This is a genomic window from Coleofasciculus sp. D1-CHI-01 (assembly GCF_040218875.1).
Lineage (GTDB): Bacteria > Cyanobacteriota > Cyanobacteriia > Cyanobacteriales > Coleofasciculaceae > Coleofasciculus.
This window is the reverse complement of record NZ_JAVJQP010000092.1, coordinates 43,961-64,258: the sequence shown is the minus strand read 5'-3', so window position 1 is coordinate 64,258 and position 20,298 is coordinate 43,961. Positions and strand designations below refer to the sequence as shown.

16 protein-coding genes are annotated in these 20,298 nt (G+C 43.9%); 10 read left to right on the top strand and 6 right to left on the bottom strand.

The window, feature by feature from the left end:
- Window positions 1-124 precede the first annotated feature (124 nt).
- From RIB93_RS16930 to RIB93_RS16915, 4 genes are all read right to left on the bottom strand, one after another.
- A complete protein-coding gene (locus RIB93_RS16930; RefSeq protein ID WP_446341458.1) occupies window positions 125-376 on the bottom strand; it encodes a DUF6761 family protein in 252 nt (83 codons plus the stop codon).
- Between the two features lie 231 nt (window positions 377-607).
- A complete protein-coding gene (locus RIB93_RS16925) occupies window positions 608-1,309 on the bottom strand; it encodes a response regulator transcription factor (protein ID WP_446373896.1) in 702 nt (233 codons plus the stop codon).
- Between the two features lie 199 nt (window positions 1,310-1,508).
- Window positions 1,509-1,694, bottom strand: a complete 186-nt coding sequence (locus RIB93_RS16920; RefSeq protein ID WP_446373934.1) for a PCP reductase family protein — start codon at window positions 1,692-1,694, stop codon at window positions 1,509-1,511.
- Between the two features lie 193 nt (window positions 1,695-1,887).
- Window positions 1,888-2,793 carry an alpha/beta fold hydrolase gene (locus RIB93_RS16915; protein ID WP_446373895.1) on the bottom strand — a complete coding sequence of 302 codons (906 nt, stop codon included), beginning with the start codon at window positions 2,791-2,793 and terminating at the stop codon, window positions 1,888-1,890.
- Window positions 2,794-3,074: 281 nt separating this feature from the next.
- Between RIB93_RS16915 and infC the strand changes: the two genes are divergently transcribed.
- The 3 genes from infC (at window position 3,075) to RIB93_RS16900 (ending at window position 7,378) form a co-directional block, all read left to right on the top strand.
- Window positions 3,075-3,602: a translation initiation factor IF-3 gene (gene infC, locus RIB93_RS16910; RefSeq protein WP_006098862.1), complete on the top strand. Its 528-nt coding sequence runs from the start codon at window positions 3,075-3,077 to the stop codon at window positions 3,600-3,602.
- Window positions 3,603-3,698: 96 nt separating this feature from the next.
- Entirely contained in the window at window positions 3,699-6,713 is a 3,015-nt protein-coding gene (locus RIB93_RS16905) for a HEAT repeat domain-containing protein (RefSeq protein ID WP_446373894.1), read from the top strand.
- A gap of 182 nt (window positions 6,714-6,895) precedes the next feature.
- A complete protein-coding gene (locus RIB93_RS16900) occupies window positions 6,896-7,378 on the top strand; it encodes a Crp/Fnr family transcriptional regulator (protein WP_006098974.1) in 483 nt (160 codons plus the stop codon).
- 7 nt (window positions 7,379-7,385) lie between these two features.
- Here RIB93_RS16900 and RIB93_RS16895 read toward each other — a convergent pair whose 3' ends face one another.
- Window positions 7,386-8,822 carry a TIGR03985 family CRISPR-associated protein gene (locus RIB93_RS16895; RefSeq protein WP_446373893.1) on the bottom strand — a complete coding sequence of 479 codons (1,437 nt, stop codon included), beginning with the start codon at window positions 8,820-8,822 and terminating at the stop codon, window positions 7,386-7,388.
- Between the two features lie 206 nt (window positions 8,823-9,028).
- Here RIB93_RS16895 and RIB93_RS16890 point away from each other — a divergent pair, with 206 nt between their 5' ends.
- Genes RIB93_RS16890 through RIB93_RS16860 form a run of 7 tightly spaced genes read left to right on the top strand, consistent with a single transcriptional unit; the run spans window position 9,029 to window position 18,473 of the window.
- Entirely contained in the window at window positions 9,029-10,354 is a 1,326-nt protein-coding gene (locus RIB93_RS16890) for a Card1-like endonuclease domain-containing protein (RefSeq protein WP_446373892.1), read from the top strand.
- The gene (locus tag RIB93_RS16885; RefSeq protein ID WP_446373891.1) at window positions 10,351-12,003 is read left to right on the top strand and encodes a Cas10/Cmr2 second palm domain-containing protein; all 1,653 of its coding nucleotides are present in this window, start codon (window positions 10,351-10,353) and stop codon (window positions 12,001-12,003) included. Before RIB93_RS16890 ends, RIB93_RS16885 begins: the two co-directional genes overlap by 4 nt.
- Before the next feature lie 4 nt (window positions 12,004-12,007).
- A complete protein-coding gene (locus RIB93_RS16880) occupies window positions 12,008-12,670 on the top strand; it encodes an RAMP superfamily CRISPR-associated protein (RefSeq protein ID WP_446373890.1) in 663 nt (220 codons plus the stop codon).
- An 8-nt stretch (window positions 12,671-12,678) separates the two neighbouring features.
- A complete protein-coding gene (locus RIB93_RS16875; RefSeq protein WP_446373889.1) occupies window positions 12,679-14,247 on the top strand; it encodes an RAMP superfamily CRISPR-associated protein in 1,569 nt (522 codons plus the stop codon).
- Window positions 14,247-15,716: an RAMP superfamily CRISPR-associated protein gene (locus tag RIB93_RS16870; RefSeq protein ID WP_446373888.1), complete on the top strand. Its 1,470-nt coding sequence runs from the start codon at window positions 14,247-14,249 to the stop codon at window positions 15,714-15,716. The genes RIB93_RS16875 and RIB93_RS16870 overlap by 1 nt, the downstream gene beginning before the upstream one ends.
- A complete protein-coding gene (gene csx19 / locus RIB93_RS16865) occupies window positions 15,713-16,336 on the top strand; it encodes a type III-D CRISPR-associated protein Csx19 (RefSeq protein WP_446373887.1) in 624 nt (207 codons plus the stop codon). The genes RIB93_RS16870 and csx19 overlap by 4 nt, the downstream gene beginning before the upstream one ends.
- Window positions 16,296-18,473 (top strand): TIGR03986 family type III CRISPR-associated RAMP protein, encoded by a 2,178-nt coding sequence (locus RIB93_RS16860; RefSeq protein ID WP_446373886.1) that lies wholly within the window; start codon window positions 16,296-16,298, stop codon window positions 18,471-18,473. Before csx19 ends, RIB93_RS16860 begins: the two co-directional genes overlap by 41 nt.
- A gap of 165 nt (window positions 18,474-18,638) precedes the next feature.
- Here the strand turns inward: RIB93_RS16860 and RIB93_RS16855 are convergent, their stop codons facing one another.
- Window positions 18,639-19,949, bottom strand: coding sequence for a Glu/Leu/Phe/Val family dehydrogenase (locus RIB93_RS16855; protein WP_446373885.1), 1,311 nt, complete (start codon window positions 19,947-19,949; stop codon window positions 18,639-18,641).
- Window positions 19,950-20,298: the final 349 nt, after the last annotated feature.

Here is a 20,298-nt window from a genome sequence, read left to right as displayed (position 1 = left end):
AACCTAAGAACAATGTAGAGACGTGCCATGGCGCGTCTGGGAGCTACCGGAGATTGGCAAGGATTGTGGCTTAAGTTGACACAGGTGAAGGGAGAGCGCCTACACCTAATTACCTCATCGAGTTTTAATAGTAATCGGTTTCGGGTTCTGGTAAGGGTACAGCTTCAAAGTTGGAGGGATCGCGTAGATAACGAACAGCGTCTTCCTCCAAGCGATGAATCAAATAAACTTCTATAGCATTACTATGTCGAAGAGCATCAAGATAGCCATCAATGTATAACCGCAGTTCGTCAAAGCGATATCCCCGGTTCCACATAAAAACTAGAGCATCTGTAAGTTGCTGATAGTAGCGTATGGTTCGAGTGTCTTGAAGCATGGTCTAAAGCAGTGTGAATTCGGTATTTTAGCGTTAGAGTTACTAATTGTCAATTCTTTCAAATTGATCCCTAGCAACTCCAGCTAGCCCTTACTACTATTGTGCCTTAAATCAGTTGGCAATGTGGTCAACTGATTGACAGAACAGAAATGAACGACTCCGCCCATACTGGGTGATGATTTCCATCATGAATCAGCCGACGAAATCACATATCACAACAAAGCGATTTAGTCAATCAACTAAATGATTTTCTAGGGCAAAACGCACAATTTCGGCACGGTTGCTGGTTTCTGTTTTTCTCAGGAGACTGCTGACGTATTTTTCAATCGTCCGAGGACTCAGGTGTAGCTTGTTCCCAATTTCGCTATTGGATAACCCTGTGGTCAGTAAGTCTAAAACCTGTTGTTCCCGTTGAGTCAGATGCAGTACATTGGATGGGGAGGTGGGGGAGGCGATCGCACGGGGAGTTGATTCGGATTTGGGCAGAGTATCCGGAGTCTCTGGCGATGGGGGTGATTGTCCTGTATCAGTAGAAGAGAATCGCAATTCGGCTTGCATCATCTGAGACCGTTCCAGCAGATTCCGAATTACAGCACTCAATTCCTTCATTTCAAAGGGTTTGGGCAAATACAAGTCACATCCTAATTGGTAGCCCTTAATCCGCTCCTCAGTACTACTGCGCTCCGTTAAAAAAACCACAGGTAACAAGCGGAAAGCTGGTCGTTTCCGAACTTGTTGCACAAGTTCATAGCCATTCAATTTCGGCATATTGATATCGGTGACGATTAGGTGAGGATGATACTTATCAATCAGAGACAGAGCCTCTTGACCATCTTCTGCCGTTACAACTGAATAGCCTGACATTTCCAGGTAATCGCTCACAGAAAGACGAGTACCTAGGTTGTCATCTACAACCAGGATTATCAATGGCATGAGAATAACTGCAATACAAGCCTATATAATAGTTGAGACATTTGAATAAGTAGGTCGGTATAAAAGTTAACGGTTAAGATGGTTCTTTGTCCTTTGTCCTTTGTCCTTTGCCCTTGGTAAAGGGTTGAGGGCTATGGACAGAACTGAATGTAGTTGACAAAGGCAGGCTATCCTTGCGCCCACCTGTACGAGTGACTGACTATTGACCAAACTCAATCCTAGCTTGCTCAACAATATCTACGGTAACGACATCCAAATCAGCCTCACGAGCTAAATGCTCAATCCGTTGTCGAGCTTGAGTACGCACAAAATAAGGTATTTTTTTGAGTTTCGCTTTAGCTTCGGGTGTCCATTGTAAGGTATCGGTAAAATCGGCGCTGTTCATAGGACGCAGGAGACGTTTCACATTCCGCTTCGATCTTAACCTAGAGGAACTAGGGTGCGAGAAGCTGAGGGACATGGGGGAGTTATCAGTTATCAGTTATCAGTTATCAGGAGATGGGGAAGATGGGGAAGATGGGGAAGATGGAGGAAACGAATGACGAATGACGAATGACGAATGACAAATGACGAATGACCTAAATCCCAGCTAACCAATCGAGTAATATCTGATTAAACTGTTCTGGGCATTCATCATGAGGACAATGACCCGCATTATCCAACTCGATCAACTTGATATTCGGGTTGAGAGCGGCAAACTGCTGGGCTAACTGGGAAGGAATCATCCGGTCTTGACGCCCCCAGATTAACAGTATAGGACTATCCAAAGTCGGCAAAATCGATTTGACCGGAGGACCAAATTTAGATGAGGTCATCCCTTTAAACAGCGCACTAAATGTAGCCGCCGCCCCGCGATCGCGAGCAGGCTGGGTGAGAATGTCCACTAATTCTGCATCAATAGCCCTAGGGTTGGCATAAGCAAGTCCTGCCCATTTCTGGACAATGGATGGGCGTCGCAGCAGATAAAAAAGACTTTGGAGAACCACAGGAGACGCAACTAGACCCTCAACCGTTGATACCACAGGTCTCAGCCAAGCCGGAAGTGCCTCTTCTCGGAGGGAAAAATCTGGCAAATTAACCAAGGCAAGTCCCTTAACCATCTCCGGGTGAGTGGCGGCTGCGCTCAGAGCCACCAGTGAACCGATTGAGTTACCCACTAACACTACAGGGTGTTGGATCAAGGTTCGCCAGAATTCATACACTTGATTGACCCACAACTCAATCGTATAGGTTGTCCCAGCTTTGCGCGAACTGCCAAACCCCAACAGATCTAGCGCATAAACCGGGTAGTTCTGACCCAGTACAGGTAGGTTATGACGCCAATGTCCGATGGAAGTACCAAATCCATGCAGCAGCAGAACGGGAGAAGTCAATGTTGAGTGAGACTGCGGTGGACGAATATAAGTATAACGAGTCTGCCAACCTTGCCAAACCCAGTCTCGTTGATTGCCGACTCGTTGCTGCCACGATACCGATGGATTCACACCATGCCTCAACTTCAAAAACGTTTACAATTCCTTACCTATTATTGTAGTGGTTTCTTCAGGTTACTCTCTACAGCAGATGCCCCCTAACCCAGGAAAAATCAGGACTAACAAACGCCTCAAATATTCCCTCTCTGGTGAGGGTTTCTCTGCCATCCCCCGGCAATTTGGAAGTTAGGTTAAAAAGATGGACAGAAACTGGATCAGAGTCAGTAAAATGGCAAGTAAAATCCGCTTACTTTTATCCAACCCTTAACAACTAGAAATTCAAGCAGACACCCGTGAGTGATAGAAGACGCCAACGTGATCTACCCCAAATCAACGAAAGAATCCGCTATCCTAAGATTCGTGCGATTGATACCGATGGCACACAGCTAGGAATCATTGCTCCTCAAGAGGCTTTACGCATCGCTGAGGAAAAAGAGTTGGATCTTGTCTTGGTTAGCGATAAGGCAGATCCGCCCGTGTGCCGCATCATGGACTACGGCAAATACAAATTTGAACAGGAGAAGAAAGCCCGCGAAGCCCGGAAGAAGCAACACACGGCGGACGTTAAAGAAGTCAAGATGCGCTATAAGATTGATGATCATGACTACCAGGTGCGTGTCAACGCAGCTAGGCGCTTTCTGAAATCAGGAGATAAAGTTAAAGCCACGATTACCTTTCGGGGGCGAGAAATTCAGCACGCTAATTTAGCCGAAGACTTGCTCAAGCGCATGGCAACGGATTTACAGGACGTTGCTGAAGTGCAGCAAGCCCCCAAACGGGAAGGTCGTAATATGATGATGCTACTCTCTTCCAAAAAATAAGACTTGGGTTCATTGGTCATTAGTCATTAGTCATGGGTTAGCCGCTATGGACTATAGCTAATGACTTAGGACTAACGACTAAGGAAAAACTGCTAAATGAAACTACAAACTCGTACTCGCATTCAAAATGAATGGGTACGGCGAATCCTAGAATTGGTCAATCTTCGTCCAGAAGAAGGCGAGCGCACCTTTTTGATGTTCGCCTTCTACACTGCTACCTCAGTTGGGCTGCTTTGGTTTGAGTATAGTGCGACAGCACTGTTCTTGGACGAATACGGTGCAAAGTGGTTACCCGTCATTTATATCGCCAGCTCCCTGATGGTGTCTGGACTAGGTGTCTTATACTCTTGGCTACAAGAACGGGTACCGATGAGGCGTGTCTTAGTCACAGTCGCTTTCCTAACGTGCGTACCCTTGTTGATCTTACGGTTGACCCTAGGCTTTAGCTATTTAAACGGGTTAATCGCCTTGGGTACCGTTTTTCTGTTGCGATTGTGGATGGATGCGGTCGAAGTTCTCAATGATCTCAACTCTCAAGTTGCCGCGAATCAATTATTCAATATTCGGGAAATTAAGCGCACCTATCCGATTGTGTCATCAGGACTCTTAGTGGCTGATGTGATTTCCGGCTTTTCTTTACCCCTGCTGCTGTTGGTTGTCGGCACAATTCAAAACGTTCTCGTGGTGGCGGCGTTGATGATGATGGTTGGCGCTGGCACTTTGTTTTATTTAACCCAACGCTACCAGCAAGCCTTTCCTAACTTACCCACAAGGGATTGGGAAGACGATGACCAGAAATTTGTGGTTCGCCGCACGACCGGACATCTACAACGCTATATTGTGCCGTTATTTGCCTTTTTTATTCTCGGTGAAGCCCTGTATCTGCTGGTAGAGTTCCAGTATCTGGGTCAATTAGAGGCAAATTTAGAAGCCTCAGATATTGCTGGGTTTTTGGGGTTATTCAGTGGGATTGTCGGCATATTTGAACTCACCTCTCAGTGGTTCCTATCCAGTCGCGCTGTGGAACGTCTGGGCGTCTTTGTCGCTGCGATGATGCTACCTACGTCCTTAGCGATTATGGGCTTAATCACATTGAGTGGTTTACTGGATGTGATCCTTAAGCTATTCGGTGCAGTCATGACCATTCCCGGATTCGTGACTGGATTATTCGTCGGTCTAATTTTCCTGCGGTTTATTGACGAACTCCTGCGCTATACCTTAATTGCTGGCATTGAACCGTTCTTGTTTCAACCGATACCCGAAGGAATTCGTAATGCCCTGCAAACCCGAGTCCAGGGAATTGCCGAACCCATAACTACGGGTGTTACGGGCATTAGTATGCTGGCTGGGATTTGGCTGTTGCATCACCTATTCCCAGGACAGCCAGAAACCCAAATTCAACAATGGCAGAGTGGTATGTTTATTCTTGCCATTGTGTTTTTCTCCCTAATCTGGTTGCTGAGTGCTTGGTCAATGCGCTCGACTTACGTTACCTTGCTCGTTGATAGCGCTGAACAAGGACGCTTAGGGTTTTCGGATGTGGACTTAAAGGCGTTCAAGCGAACGGTAATCGAAACCTTGGAACAACCGGGTACGGAAGCGGATAAACGCTCTTGTATTCAACTGTTATCCCAGATTGATCCTACGAATGTGGGTGAGGTACTGGCTCCCCTTTTACCTCGCCTTTCTATTGCGCTTCAGTGTCAGAGTCTAGAGGCGATGTTGGAGTATCCCAACCCCGCCTATTGTCGGGATGTACAGGTTTTGATTGAGCAGAAACCGCCGCCAGAAGTGTTGGCGTTGGCGCTGCGCTATGTTTGGTTGACTCAACCGGAATTGGATATTTACACGATTAAACCTTATCTACACGGAACCGTTGATCCGATGGTACGAGCTACAGCCGCCGCAATCATCTTACGTCGGGGAACCTCGCAAGAGAAGGCGGAAGCGACAGAGATCCTGCGGCGAATGGTGAACTCAAAACGGGAACGAGAACGAGTTATGGGGACACGAGCCTTAGGAGAGGCAGAGTATTTGCAAGCCTTGAGAGTTTATATTCCTCATCTGTTAAAAGATGAATCGTTGCGTGTTCGTTGCGCTTTATTAGAGGTGATTGCGGCAACTCATTTGGAAGAGTCTTATCCATCGCTAGTACGAGGACTTTATTATAAATCAACTCGTGAAGCGGCTCGCATGGCGTTGGTGCGTCTGGGGAATGAAGCCATTCCGTTGCTGCTGGAGTTGGCAGAAGATATCCATAAACCGGATTTAGTTCGGGTACAAGCTTGGACGGCGTTGGCGGAGATTGGTACACCCGAAACCCTGAACTATCTGGTGCAACAGCTAATGACGAGTTGGGGGATCAGCCGTCGTAATATCCTCCGCAGCTTATTGAAAATTCCCAATGAGCAAGGAATCGATGTGGTGCTAGATCAGTTGGGACGGAGTGGGATTGAGACGTTAATTGAGCAAGAACTGCTGTTTTTGGGTCAGATTTATGCCGCTCTGGTGGATTTGAAGCCAGAACTGATCAGTGGACAGGAGGCAGATTTGCTGCGACGAGCGCTAAATGATCAGCAAAAGGATTTGCTGGAGAATTGTTTTTTGCTGATGAAGTTTCTTTATCCCGTTGGTGCAATTCAAGCAGCATCCTTTAATCTGCAATCTGAGTCCCGATCTAATATTGCTATGGGGATAGAAATATTGGATAATACCATAGATATTCCCCAAAAGCAAGCTTTTTTAGCCCTGTTTGATCGCCGTTCGTTTACCGAAAAGCTGTCGTGTTTGCAGGAATTGGTGTCTTATCAACCGATGAATCCCAGCGATCGCGTGCGACAATTAATTGAGTTTCGTCATTTTCTCTCGGATTGGACGCTGGCTTGTTGTTTCCATTTAGCGCGGGGGGCTTATATAAGTTTGACACCAGCAGCAACGTTAGTCTGTCTGCGTCATCCCACGGGTTTTGTCCGAGAAGCGGTTTTAACCTATTTGAAAGCCGCATCGCCCCGTTCTTGTATCGAATTACTACCGATGCTCAAACATGATTCCGATCGGTTGGTGGCGGCGGTAGCTCAACAGATGAGTAACGAATTTGGTCTAGTGAGCTGATGGAGCAGTCGTTAGGAAAGGGTTTATTAAGGGGTTATTGGCTTAATTTTCAGGGATATCTTGCAGATTGGTGTGTTTATGGTTCCTGAATTCCTCTATTATCAGTCAAAGTGGGATAAAGTAAACTAGAGCTTTGTGCAGCTACACTTGGCACCAATCCCCAGCAGCTACCCGCTAACCCCATGTTAACCAGCGTTGAGCGTTTACTTTTTGTCAGGGGCGTCCCCATTTTTCAGGAATTGCGGGACGATTTTTTGGTGCGCGTTGCTTCGGTTATGGATGAGTTATCCTTCCCCAGTGATCATACGATTGTCACTCAAGGGGAAGAAGGGCGATCGCTTTATATTGTGGTGTCCGGTTCCGTGCGGGTTCACATTGGCGATCGCGACTTGGCTTATCTGAAGCAAGGTGCTTGTTTTGGCGAGATGTCACTGTTTGATGCTGAACCGCGTTCGGCTTCGGTGACAACCCTGGAAACCTGCGAATGTCTGATGCTGACTCAATTGCAATTGTATGACGCCATTGATGAGACACCAGGAATTGCGATTAATATTATCCGCTTACTTTCCCGCCGCATTCGAGAACTGAATAATAAGTTGAATGCTTACGAAGTGAAACATCCGGCGTCTGATTTCAGCAAAACCAGCAGTAATTTTACGAGGTAATTGAGGATTACAACGTTAAAGTTTTGTGCCGATAGTAGTTCCCAGTTTCTTGCAGATTGAGAGCGATTCGTTCCCGCAATGCCCAAGGTAGCAAGACTTCTACCTCTGCACCTAAAGCCCGTAAGCGCCGGATGACGTGATAATCGTTAATACGGTATTGAGCTTGGTAGTAACCATCATCAGGAGAGCGATGTTCAAGAATGTCTAACAGAGTATTTATGTGTTCGGGATTGGGCGTATGTTGTTTTATGAAACGGGTGGCTTGCTGATAGTTAATCGGGGCAAAGGTGTGATGCAAGAACGTACCTCGAATATAGTGATCGTGAAACTTCTGGTTGAACCGGATTACCATCAACGCTGATGGTTTATAGAAATCAAATCCCCAGGCTTGTTTCAGCTTCGTGTGAACCGTTGTGGGCGTGGGCAGTTGGTTCTTCTTGTATTGCTCCTGCAACAACTGAGGAACGCGGGGATCAGTCCAATCCAATGGCATCAGCCACTCTGAGCAAATTCGGTCGAGGCGATAATTGTGCCAGTTGATTTCGCTTTTGGGAGTGCTGCCATAGGCACATAAGTATTTTGCCCGTTCCATATAATAGATGCAAACCGGATAGACAACGCATTCTTTGATTAAACCCAAATGAGCGCTGTGATAAGTCATGAGTAGGGGATAAATTTGTCCAGAATCCCAAATTTCCTGCAATTGTCCCTGAAGTTGATCCACTTGGTCTTGTTTTTGAGTGGATTCCGGGACTAAGTAATCAACGTATAAAAAGACACGATGAGTATCTTCCTGGGGATGGGGAGAAATTTGCTCAATTAACAACGGGATAGTGGGGTCGAGAAAACTCACCATTTCTACGGTTTCTGCCAAATAAACCTGCTCTTGATGCGTCAGGTTGCTGTCAGAGATTCGGTTTTCTGGTTGCTGAGAAATGGGCAATACTTGGACACGGCGGTAGTTCTTGCTTCTCCCGGTTGAGTGAGGAACTCGTTGCAGCCAGTTAAGATCAACCAGTAAATCTAAGTCACTCTGAAGGGATTTACGAACTTGAGCAAATAGCCGTTCTTGGAGCAATTTTTTCAGGTCAGAATCGGAAATTGACAGGTGTTGTTGTAGGGATTCTTGCCATTCATCAATGGCTATATTCAATTCTTTGAGCCATTCTCTGGTGGTTTTCGTGCAGGCGCAGTTGGGTTCATGGTGCTGGAGAATATCGTTTTGTTTCTCATCCTGATGGGTTGAGCTGAAGAAGGCTTGACGCCAATCGGCGTAGGTGAAGCTGTCGGGTAAAGTGGCGTATCCCTGATCTCCATACAGCCAGCGCAGCCAAACCCATAATCTCATCGCCCGGGTGAGATGGTGATTTTGTGGCAAAAGTCCTTTGGCTAACTGTTGCAGGAGTTGAGGTTGGGGGGGATGGCGAAAGAATAGATCAGACATCAGTTTTTGTTTTGTTGAGTGTGGCTTATAGCCTATCAAGTATCGGAAGGGGGTGTTTCCGAATGGATGGCATAATTTTTGGTACAGAGGCGATCGCGCCCTCGACTCGTCCCCCTCTCAATCCCATGGAGATAAGTTGGATTAGATTAAGGAAGAGCGATCGCCTATCTCACCCCAGCAGCAACGTCATACCCAGGTTAGCCACTATGAACACATCTGAGTTGAATAAGTACAAAGTCGATCATCTGTTCTTGCTCATTGGTGAGAATCCCTTGCCTAATTATGTAGCAGCCAGACTCTTGTTAAACAAGGGAGGTACGCCCTATCTGGTTTATTCAAAGGGTACAAAAGATCCAGCGGAGCGTTTACAAACAATATTGAGTAACGAGCCAATTGGCTTAAAGACGGCTCAACTTGTGCCACTTAATGATTACGAATCCGATGCTTATCATATTAAAGAGGCGATTCGTCCAAAACTAGAAGCTATCAAAGTGGGAAAAATTGGATTGAATTATACGGGTGGTACAAAAGCGATGGCTGTACACGCTTACAGAGCCGTTTTCAGCAAAGAGCGTCCCGACACTGTTTTTAGCTATCTCGATCCACGCAAGCTAGAGATGTGTATCGATCGGGAAGATGGCGATCGCATCCGCCTCAAAGTTAAACCAGAATGTCTGGAAGTAAAACTTGCTAAAGTTTTTCAAATACATGGATGGATGTGGCAAGAGAAATCAGAGCCTATTTACCAGCCGGAGTTACCTGATGCTGCACGAGCCTTTGCTGAGTTTCATACAAATGAGCAGTTAATAAAACTATGGCGTACTTGGTGTAACCAAGTTTTGCGGGAATCTGCTAGAAAGCCCAAAGATAAAAATAAATGGTTAAGCGAAAGTAAGCTCCTAGAATTGCCTGACTTGCGGTTAGAAATAACAAGGGACAATAAAACTGTTGAACTCCAAAACTATCAGGCTATTAATCAAGCATTAGCTCAGTTAGGTGTAGCCGCTAAAAAACTATCCCTTCAGACTGTTAAAGACCAAGGTTTGAAAAGCTTGGAATCTACTTGCAAATGGCTGGATGGTGAATGGCTGGAGCATTATGTTTTACAGCAAGTGCAAAATATTCCTAAAGAGCTATCCATTGACGATAGTGCTACTTCATTTTGGATTCGGAATCCAATCTATCCGAAAAATACTAAATTCCAGTTTGATGTTGCTTTTATGCGTGGCTATCAATTATTTGCCATTTCTTGTACAACTATAGAGCGTAAATTCGATTGTAAATCAAAACTTTTTGAAGCTTATATCAGAGCGCGACAACTCGGTGGGGATGAAGCACGAGTTGCTTTAGTCTGTTGCACTAGCGAAAAAGATGTTAATGCCCTAGAGACAGAAATCGTAAATGTTTTAAATCCTTCTCCGGAAGGTGGAAAAATAGACTACAAGCTAGCTGTATTCGGGCGTGATGATTTACTTGATCTTTCAGACAAAATTGCTGAATGGATTTGCAATAATGAGCGAGATGCGAGATGAGAAAATTCACTGTCACTGTACTAGATACAACTGGGATTCAACCCTATATTTTTGGGAGTAACCGCCTACGCGAAAATATTGGTGCATCTTACTTAGTTTCTCAAGCAACTGATAACTGGGCGAGAAATGCTTTAGGTATGTTGAAAGACCAAATTCACCAAGAAGTTTACGCATTCGATCCTGAAAAACATCAACCAGATGCAAAACCGCACATCGAAGATGACGAACTAGCTGCTGAGTTAGTTTATGCAGGTGGCGGTAATACAGTATTGCTTTTTTCAGACAAGCAGTATGCCGTGCAGTTTACTCAGATTTTGAGTAAGCGAATTTTAGAAGAAGCACAGGGTATCAATTTAGTAGCTGTCCATAAAGAGTTTGATTGGGATAATCAATCTCTTTATCAGGTAGTTCAGGATTTGATGAAAAATGATTTGGATGCCAAAAAGCGAAGCAGAATACCCTCTGCACCATTACTAGGTTTAAGCGTAACAGCAACTTGCAGATCGACTCAATTAGTTGCTGTAGGAATGAGTGAAAAATTTGAAGATGACGAGCCTTATCTAATTTCTAGAGAAATTCAGAAAAAACTGGACGCAGTTCATTTTGCAAATCGTCAACTTAGAGAAAAATTACTCAACACGACTTCCGAGATTTATAATTTTCCCCTAAGAACTGACTATATGGGGCGTTCAGAAGGAGATTCCAGCTATGTTGCTGTGATTCATGCTGATGGTAATGGTATGGGTAAACGATTTCAAGAGTTTGGCAAGGATAAATCCAATCGAGACTACATTATTGCTATGCGTGAACTGTCCCATAGCGTTAATCAGGCTGGTATTAATGCGCTGAAAACGGTAATAGAGATACTGGTTCAATCGATTCAAACAGATGAAAACGGAAAGAAAAAAGTCAAAGGTTATTTTGAGATAAAAGATAATTACTTACCATTCCGTCCTCTCGTCTATGGCGGTGATGATGTTACTTTTGTTTGTGATGGACGCTTAGGGCTTGAACTGGCAGCAATCTATCTTGAAGAACTGGAAAAACAACCCATTGCCGATGCCGATGGCAAGCCCAAGCCTATCAGAGCTTGTGCGGGAATTTGCGTTGTAAAAACTCATTACCCTTTTGCACGAGCTTATGAACTTAGCGAAGACTTGTGTCGAAATGCAAAAAGGTTTGTTAAAGATGAAAACAAAAGAGATTTTTCAGCTTTAGATTGGCATTTAGCAGCTAGTGGCTTAAGCGGTTCAATTTCAGAAATTCGTGAGCGCGAGTATCGCGTAAAAATTCCTGATTTCCAGGAAGTTGCTTCATTAGAAATGCGACCTATAAGTTTGAGAAAAGAACAAGATAGCGATTGGCGGACTTGGAAAGGTTTCACAAAAGTAGTCCAACATTTTAACGAAGATGATAACTGGAAAGGTCGTCGTAATAAGGTTATTGCCTTACGAGAAGTGCTGCGTCAAGGGATAGATGCAACTCAGAAGTTCCTCAAAAACTACCAAATAAAAGATGAGCAACTACCACTATTCCCAGAATTTAGCGGTCAAAGTACAGATTTAGCTAAAAAAGGTTGGCTGAATGGCATTTGTGGCTATTTTGATGCTATCGAAGCAATGGATTTTTATATATCATTGAGGGAATAATCAGATGTCAACGTATCAACTGAAAATCAAACTGTTGAGTGATACCACCTTTGGACGTGGGGATGGAGTAGCGGGTTTAATCGATCAAGAAGTAGAGCATGATCCTTATGGATTTCCCTACTTACGAGGACGCACTCTCAAAGGATTACTGAGTGAAGAATGCGATAACTTAATTGCTGTACTTTCTGAGTATAAACAGGATTGGGAGAAGGTTGCTTGTAACTTGTTCGGTACGCTTGGTAGCACCCTTGGAACAATGGCAGCAGTTCATGTGGAAGATGCTTGTTTACCCGATGACTTGCGTCAAGCCGTTGCCTTCCAAATCCAAGATGAAACTTTAACAAAAACGGAGGTGCTTGATTCCCTGACAACTATCCGTCGTCAAACTGCAATAGACCCACAATCGGGTACATCAGATGAGGGAAGTTTACGTTCCTACCGTGTTGTTTTACGTGACCTTTGTTTCACGGCTGACTTAATTTTTGAGAAAACTCCAAATGATGAAATGCTATCGCTTTTAGCTGTTGGTGCTATGGCACTCCGACGCTTAGGTAGTGGACGTAATCGAGGTCGAGGTCACGTTCAATGTAGGTTACACGATTCAGAAGGAAATGACATTACCCATCAACATCTAAATAATTTTGGCAAAGACATTAAGGAAAAATAAAAAGTTGGATGAAAGCCATTATTTTAACCTTAGAAACTCAGCAACCCGTTCTTGCTACTTCATTTCAAGGCGATCCAAATAGTGACGTGTCATATCCTTATATTCCTGGTAGTATGATTCGTGGTGCAATTATTGGGCGTTATATGAGGCAGTATCACTTGTCAGAACTTGATTTAAGCAATGATGAAGTGAAGCGACTTTTCTTTGATGCTAAAAGGACTCGCTACTTAAATGCGTATATTTTGAGTCAAAAAAATAAACGAACTCTTCCTCTACCTTTGTCTTGGTTCAAGGATAAGGATGCAGAATTTACTGATAATTTGCCTATAACTGTATATGATTTCAGTATTGAGAAAGGAGAAGACCCAGAAACGCCGAAAGCTGTTGGTGAATACTTCTGGGCAAAGGAAGGAGGAGTTGTAAAGTTATATAAAGAAAAGCGACGGATTAATATTCATAATTTTCGCGATCGCAAAAAAGGGAGATCGACAGATAATCAAGGTGAACTCTTCCGCTACGAGGCTTTAGATGCAGGACAAACCTTTCAATCTATCATTCTTTGTGAAGATGACGATGTAGAAACAATTCAGAATTTATTAGTCGAACCCAATATCTGGTTTGGAGGTTCTCAAAGTGCGGGATACGGACAGACTAAAATTATCCCCCCCCAACAATCTAGCACGAATTGGAGTGAAATAGGGATTCCAGCAGAAGATCGAGAAAATGATGAAGTTTTAAGCATTACCCTTCTCAGTGACACGCTGTTAAGAAACGATCAGGGTCAACCTGTAGCCGATCCAAGTTTAATTAAACAAGCAATTGAGGATGTTTTAAATATAACCTTGCCTCAACCTAAACCAGGAGGTATTTTCACTAGCAGCACTCTAATCGGTGGCTTTAACCGCAAATGGGGATTGCCTTTACCTCAAGTTCCAGTTTTAACAGCAGGGAGTGTGATTGTTTTTGAAGGTGAAGATATTGAAATTACTTCAGAACAAATTCAGCGACTTGAAGCTAGCGGAATTGGAGAGAGAAGAGAAGATGGCTTTGGGCGAATTGCTGTAAATTGGATAGAAAGTGAATATATTCAAGTAATTTTGCCCAAGTTATCGAGTCCCTCTGGCTTACTTGCGTTAAGTGAAGGTTCGCGGCTGATAGCTGAACAGATGGCACAAAGACTGTTGGAGCAAAAGCTAGAACAATATCTTCAAAAACAAGTTGGATATTTAAGCTTGGATGAGGGCATGAGTAACAGCCAATTATCACGACTGCAATCTGTTGCCCGACAAGCACTTCCCAACGGGGATTGTAGTTTAGTTGTCTCGCTACTAAATAACTTACCTTCTAATGCCCGTAATCAGTTTGAGCGCACAAAAATAGGAAATAAATCCTTCAAGCAACAGCTAGAGGAGTGGTTGAAAAATCCGACAGATTGGATTAATGGTATAGAAGTCAAAATTGCTGATGTAGAGCGCCAATTCGATGACGATCGCGCCCGACAAGATAAGCTAGCTGAAAAGTACACGCTACGGCTAATTATGGCAGTGGCGAAGAAGGCAACTAAGGAGAGAAACTAATGAGTATTGAACGCCTGAACCGCCACCAACGCCCTATTGCTAAATGCATCATTGTACGAGGTACATTAATTTTAGATACTCCTACTTGTCTGGGAAGTGGTGATGCAGATAGTCCAACTGATTTAGCCTTACTCAGAGATAGTATTAGTGACCATGCTCTTTTAACAGGTTCATCTATTGCAGGTGCTTTGAGAAATTACTTACGTGAGTATGAGCATGGGTATGTGACAGGTGAACAAGAGTGCGATCGCGCTACTTCCCTATTTGGTGGAACCCGTCGTAATGATGATGGTGAACAAAGTCCATTAATTGTGAATGATGCCATCAGTAGCAAGATACCCACTGTGGAATTGAGAGATGGAGTAGAAATTGAAGGAAAAACGGGTACAGCCAAAAAAGGTCAGAAATACGACTTAGAGCTATTAAGTGCTGGAACTGAATTCCCTCTCTACTTTGAGCTACTGGTAGAGCAAAAAAGAGACAAAACAAAACAACTCAATTATGAAGATCGGCTAGTTAAATCACTAGCGTTAGCCTTACGAGGCTTAGAACTTGGTGAAATTAGCATTGGGATGAAAAAGCGACGGGGCTTTGGTCGCTGTACAGTGAAAGCGTGGCAAGTCTGGGAATTTGACCTCACTCAAGATGAGAAAAGATTAGAATGGTTACTATTTGAGCATTGGTGTACAGAATTATCACCAGAATACGAAACGTATTCGTCAATTGCTACGGCTTTTGGAGTATCTTTAGATGAAGAGGAAGATAAACGCGATCGCTTCTTCCTCGAAGCTACGTTTAAACTCGCCAGTCCCTTGCTAATTCGCTCAGGTCAAGACTCCACGGGTTGTGCGCCTGATGTGGTGCATTTGCGATCGCATCGAGACGGTGAACTCAAACCTGTGCTATCTGGAACCAGTCTAGCAGGTGTTTTACGCCATCGTGCTGAACGTATTGTTAATACCTTGGACAAGCCCGAGAAAATGGCACAAAAAATTGTCAATGATGTATTCGGCTTTGTCGAGAAAAACAGTAAACAAGCAAAAGCCAGCCGCCTGGTGGTACATGAAAGCGTTATCGAAAATACTGCTGAATTGGTGCAAAACCGCATCGCCATTGACCGTTTTACAGGTGGTACTTACCACGGTGCTTTGTTCAGCGAACAGCCGATATTTGGTAGTGATGAAACGCGGCTAACTTTGGAACTAGAGTTGCGCCAGCCAAGGAAGGCTGAAATAGGTTTACTACTCCTATTGCTCAAAGATTTGTGGACAAGTGATTTACCTGTTGGGGGTGAAAGTAGTATTGGACGGGGACGGTTGCAGGGAATCAAAGCAAAAATGAGACGACAGATTCCCGGAAAAGCCACACAAACCTGGACAATCTTCCAAGATGGAGAACATCTGCAAATTAGTGATGCCAACGGTTTAGAAGCATTTGTGATTGATTTTTCTGGGGAGTTGATAGAATGAACAAAGTGTTATGCCAAAAGCTTCCTATTGATGGGATTGTAGATGATGAAACGCTTAGATATTGGTTAGAAAAACAAGCGATAACCTGGAACCTAAATTATCTGCTAGCTCATGCTGAAGACGGTGTAATTTGGGGTCGCTTTGATTCAGGTAAATTAACCACAGCGGAACAGATATTTCACCAGCCTGAGTTTAACGTAGATTTTCCATCTCTACGAGTCCTCACCCTTCAACAATGCCGTATCTTTGGTAAACATGGGGAAGTATTACTTTGGCGGGCGGGTGAAACTTGGCGATCGCGTCTAGTCCAAGATAATTCAGAGGTAGACAAAATCCCAGAAAGACAGATTCTCTGGGGAACTCATGGGGAAAAGCGAGATAACTTTACCTTACTTAGGCATGGTTCCCAAGGATTCAGACACGCCGTACCATTTAGTGAGATAGAATTAGGCGATCGCCATCAACTGATTAACCCAGTGCGTCTCATTGTACATCACTACATTACCTATGATGATGATGGAGTAGCTCGTATCTCTCTAAGTCGTCTTGTTGATTTAACTACTGAAAAGGAATTGAACAATGCTTCCCAAACATCTCAAAAAAGTACCGGAAGATCGTAAGGCGATCGCGCCGTACAATTTTGTCGAATTACCTGACACAATCGTTCCAGCAGAACCTTTGCCTGACAATGAAAGATATTGCCCAAATCGGCATACAGGTCAAATTATATGCACATTAATCACTGAATCACCTCTATATATTCGGAGTGGTTTAACTCCAACTGACTTTGCCAATTTTGGGGATAAAAATAATGAAGATTTGACTTCAGAGCAGCGCCGTAAACGAGCAGATTTCTTCACCACCCCGTCAAATCAGCGTCCTACTCTGCCTGGTAGTAGTTTGAGGGGGTTGTTGCGGACTTTGGTAGAAATTGTTAGCTTTGGTAAGCTTGAACAGGTATCTGAGCAACAACGATTTTTTTTCCGTGCGGTTGCTGCCGACAAAGATGAACCGTTAAAAAAAGAATATGAAAAGTATCTAGATAAGGGAAGAAAGGTTAAGGCAGGTTATCTTACCAAGCAAGCTGATGGTTGGTACATTCGTCCGGCACTTGCCATTGAGAATAAACCGTTTATTTTGGTTCAAGAAAAAAACTTGTGTGGGAAAATTACTGAACTTATCCCCATGAAATCTTCAGACTACCGCCCACAATATAAATACAACATCAGTTTTGGGAATTTGTATCCTAAAAATGGTCGTCAGTTTGCTAAAGATGTCAGCAGTGACTGTGAGGCTTACAAATACAGAGGTGTATTAGTCACGAGTGGTAATATGTTGGAAGCTAGTGATAATCCAGATAACCTCCAGCGCAAAAATCACTGCCTAATTCGAGAACCTGACACCAATGCCAAACTTCTCAAGATTAGTGATGATGCGATTGAGCATTACTGCCATGCCTTAACCACCTTTCAGAAAGGAAAAGCCCCCTATGAGAAAAACCCATTTGACGAAAAATTGGGTGTTTTAACACAGGGTCGTGCTATTTTTTACTGTCAGCCACAGCAAGAAAAAATTGTAACTTTATTTGGTCAAAGTCCCAATTTTCGTGTTCCCTACTCTTCTACAGGTGATGGACGTGCGGCTTCAGCCGTTGATTTTGTTCCCGACTATTTACACAACGCTGAAATCTTAGATATGGCTGAAACCATATTTGGCTATGTTAGAAATGAAAAACAGAAAAAAAATCAAGCGCGTGCTGGACGTGTCTTTATCAGTGATGCCATCTGTGAAAGAATGGCTGGTGATGAGATCTGGTTAAAAAATGACCCAATTACGCCTAAGATTTTAGCTAGTCCTAAACCGACTACATTTCAGCACTACTTAGTTCAAACTGACCCAGAAGCAAGAAAGCGCGAATTAAAGCACTATGCCAATAAACCAGAAGCGGAAACAGTGATCCGAGGACATAAGCTCTACTGGCACAAAGGACGTTCGCCTTCAGTTGTGCTTAATGATCCTGAAGCTTCAGAAAGCCAAACCACTCAGATAAAGCCGATTAAAGCTGGAGTCTCTTTTACATTTACTATCGATTTTGAGAATCTTAGTGATGTGGAGCTTGGTGCTATCCTTTGGGTACTGAATATTGCACAAAAGGAAGAGTATCGTCTGTCAATTGGCATGGGTAAACCACTGGGAATGGGAGCCATCAAGATTACTTATCAGATACATCTGAGTGATCGCAAACAACGATACAAAAAGCTATTTCAAGATAATAACTGGCATATCGGAGAAAAATCTGATGCCGCTGACACACACCACAGATGTGTGAAAGCGTTTGAAAAGTATGTCCTCAATCATATCAGCGAGGCAGATCAGCCGAACACAGGTAAAGCCACAACTTTAGAAGAATTACCCCGTATCAAGATGCTTCTAGCAATGCTCAGTTGGTCTGGTGTTTCCAGCAATGAAGCACGATATATGGAAATTGAGCGTGATCACCAGCCAAGGATTGGAACTGATAAAAATGAGTATAAAGAGCGTCCCGTTCTACCGACTCCTTTACAAGTAATAGGATGGGAAGATAACCGGAAGATAAACAAACCCAATCCATCTCCCCAGCCAAAAGCAAAGGGAAGTAAGCCTGTGCTTAAAAAATCTAAATCGCCCACTCGTCTAAAAAAGGAGGGTGGACGAGAGGATAAGGGAAGTGGCAATCCAGCTTTTGCCAGACCTCCAAAACCACCCAAGCGTCGGTGATAAGTGAAGGTAGCAAATGTAGCAACGATTCATACTAAGTTTCCGAGACAACTTACAAACCGTACTCCAAGATTAGGGAATAGGGAATAGGAAACAGGGTAATGGGCTATAGAAATTTTGTTCCCCATCTCCCCCTCACCTCACCACTTATTCAGCAAACCCGAATTACCGGGAATTCATGCCAGGAATGCGACCATTGACATAGTAGTCTCGGGTTCCTTTAGCATTAAGGGCTTCCCCTAAGCGATTCAACGCATGAACATAAGCAGCGGTTCGCAGGGAAACCGCTAACTCTTTGGCAATTAACCAAATATATTGGCTTTCTTCCACCATTTTCTGCTTCAGATTTTCATTCACTTTTGCCATTTTCCAATAGAGTCCACTGCGGTTTTGTACCCATTCAAAATAGCTCACTGTCACCCCACCCGCATTAACCAAAATATCGGGAAATACCAGAACTCCTTTGCTGTCTAAAACCTTATCCGCCTCTGAAGTAATCGGACCATTGGCGACTTCAAAGATATAGCGGGCGCGGACATCGTTAACATTATCCTGGGTAATTTGATTCTCCAACGCCGCCGGAATCAGAATGTCTACATCTAAGCCTAAGAGTTCGGCATTGGTTAACTGTTCATGTTCAACAATATTACAAACCGTGTCTTGACAGTAAACCGCTTGCAGACTTTGACTTAACATTTTATACTGGCGAATACTGGGAATATCTAAGCCTTTTTTAGCATAAATTCCGCCTTGAGAATCACTGATGGCAACAACTTTATACCCCGCTTTCGCCAGCAATTCTGCCAATACCGCCCCGGCTTTACCAAATCCCTGAATCGCGATTGTCGTGTATTGGGGAATCAAATCCAGTTTAGGTGCCATGGATTCAATCACAAAGTAAGCCCCCGTCGCAGTTGCGCTATCGCGCCCCACACTTCCGCCCATGGTGATGGGTTTCCCAGTAACGACAGCGGGACTAATTTGACGCCGGATGATACTATATTGATCCATCATCCACCCCATAATCATCGCATTGGTATAAACATCAGGGGCGAGAATATCCACATCCGGTCCAATAAAATCGGCGATCGCGTCAATGTAGCCGCGACTGAGGCGTTCGAGTTCCAGTTTGGATAAGCTTTTGGGATTAACCGTAACTCCCCCCTTCGCACCACCAAAGGGTAAATTTAATACCGCACATTTAAACGTCATCCAAAAGGCTAGGGATTGAACTTCATCCAGAGTAACGTTGGGATGATAGCGTACACCGCCTTTTCCGGGTCCCCTGGTGTCATCATATCGAACTCGATATCCTTGTACCATGGTTAATGAGCCATCATCCATGCGAACCGGGATGGACACACTCAGGCTCATTTTAGGATGCTTTAAGCGTGCGATCGCATCTTCGGAAATCGAGACATGTTTCATCGCCGCGTGCAATCGGGTGCTAGCATCAGCTAATAATGAATCAGACATTCCATTGTTCCTCATAAGGGATTGAACTAAAATTAGAGAGAATTTCATCGCCAGACAAATCGCCCCCTGGGATTGGGATTGAACCAGGAAACTTAATCACCAGCACAGCTTGCTTGGCGATTCAAGTCTCTAATGTCCAGACTCCAGCGCCAGTTGAGTAATTTTGGGTTAGAATTAAGCAAAACTTATATATAGGCGCGATCGCGCTTATCAATAAACAAAACAACAGTTTAATCTCTCCTTGATCTAGAAAAGATTAAAGTCGGTGCGATTTGTCCTTACTACGATTATTTCACGGGACTTGATTAAATTGCCAATAACGTGTAGTTTTCGTTACTTTTTTAACATA

What these genes read in the sequence shown, in the direction of transcription:
- RIB93_RS16930 (WP_446341458.1), bottom strand. Translation starts at nt 376, where the DNA reads ATGCTTCAAGACACTCGAACCATACGCTACTATCAGCAACTTACAGAT.
- RIB93_RS16925 (WP_446373896.1), bottom strand. Translation starts at nt 1,309, where the DNA reads ATGCCATTGATAATCCTGGTTGTAGATGACAACCTAGGTACTCGTCTT.
- RIB93_RS16870 (WP_446373888.1), top strand. Translation starts at nt 14,247, where the DNA reads ATGAGTATTGAACGCCTGAACCGCCACCAACGCCCTATTGCTAAATGC.
- RIB93_RS16885 (WP_446373891.1), top strand. Translation starts at nt 10,351, where the DNA reads ATGAGAAAATTCACTGTCACTGTACTAGATACAACTGGGATTCAACCC.
- RIB93_RS16905 (WP_446373894.1), top strand. Translation starts at nt 3,699, where the DNA reads ATGAAACTACAAACTCGTACTCGCATTCAAAATGAATGGGTACGGCGA.
- RIB93_RS16880 (WP_446373890.1), top strand. Translation starts at nt 12,008, where the DNA reads ATGTCAACGTATCAACTGAAAATCAAACTGTTGAGTGATACCACCTTT.
- RIB93_RS16875 (WP_446373889.1), top strand. Translation starts at nt 12,679, where the DNA reads ATGAAAGCCATTATTTTAACCTTAGAAACTCAGCAACCCGTTCTTGCT.
- RIB93_RS16920 (WP_446373934.1), bottom strand. Translation starts at nt 1,694, where the DNA reads ATGAACAGCGCCGATTTTACCGATACCTTACAATGGACACCCGAAGCT.
- RIB93_RS16895 (WP_446373893.1), bottom strand. Translation starts at nt 8,822, where the DNA reads ATGTCTGATCTATTCTTTCGCCATCCCCCCCAACCTCAACTCCTGCAA.
- csx19 (WP_446373887.1), top strand. Translation starts at nt 15,713, where the DNA reads ATGAACAAAGTGTTATGCCAAAAGCTTCCTATTGATGGGATTGTAGAT.
- RIB93_RS16890 (WP_446373892.1), top strand. Translation starts at nt 9,029, where the DNA reads ATGAACACATCTGAGTTGAATAAGTACAAAGTCGATCATCTGTTCTTG.
- RIB93_RS16855 (WP_446373885.1), bottom strand. Translation starts at nt 19,949, where the DNA reads ATGTCTGATTCATTATTAGCTGATGCTAGCACCCGATTGCACGCGGCG.
- RIB93_RS16860 (WP_446373886.1), top strand. Translation starts at nt 16,296, where the DNA reads ATGCTTCCCAAACATCTCAAAAAAGTACCGGAAGATCGTAAGGCGATC.
- RIB93_RS16900 (WP_006098974.1), top strand. Translation starts at nt 6,896, where the DNA reads ATGTTAACCAGCGTTGAGCGTTTACTTTTTGTCAGGGGCGTCCCCATT.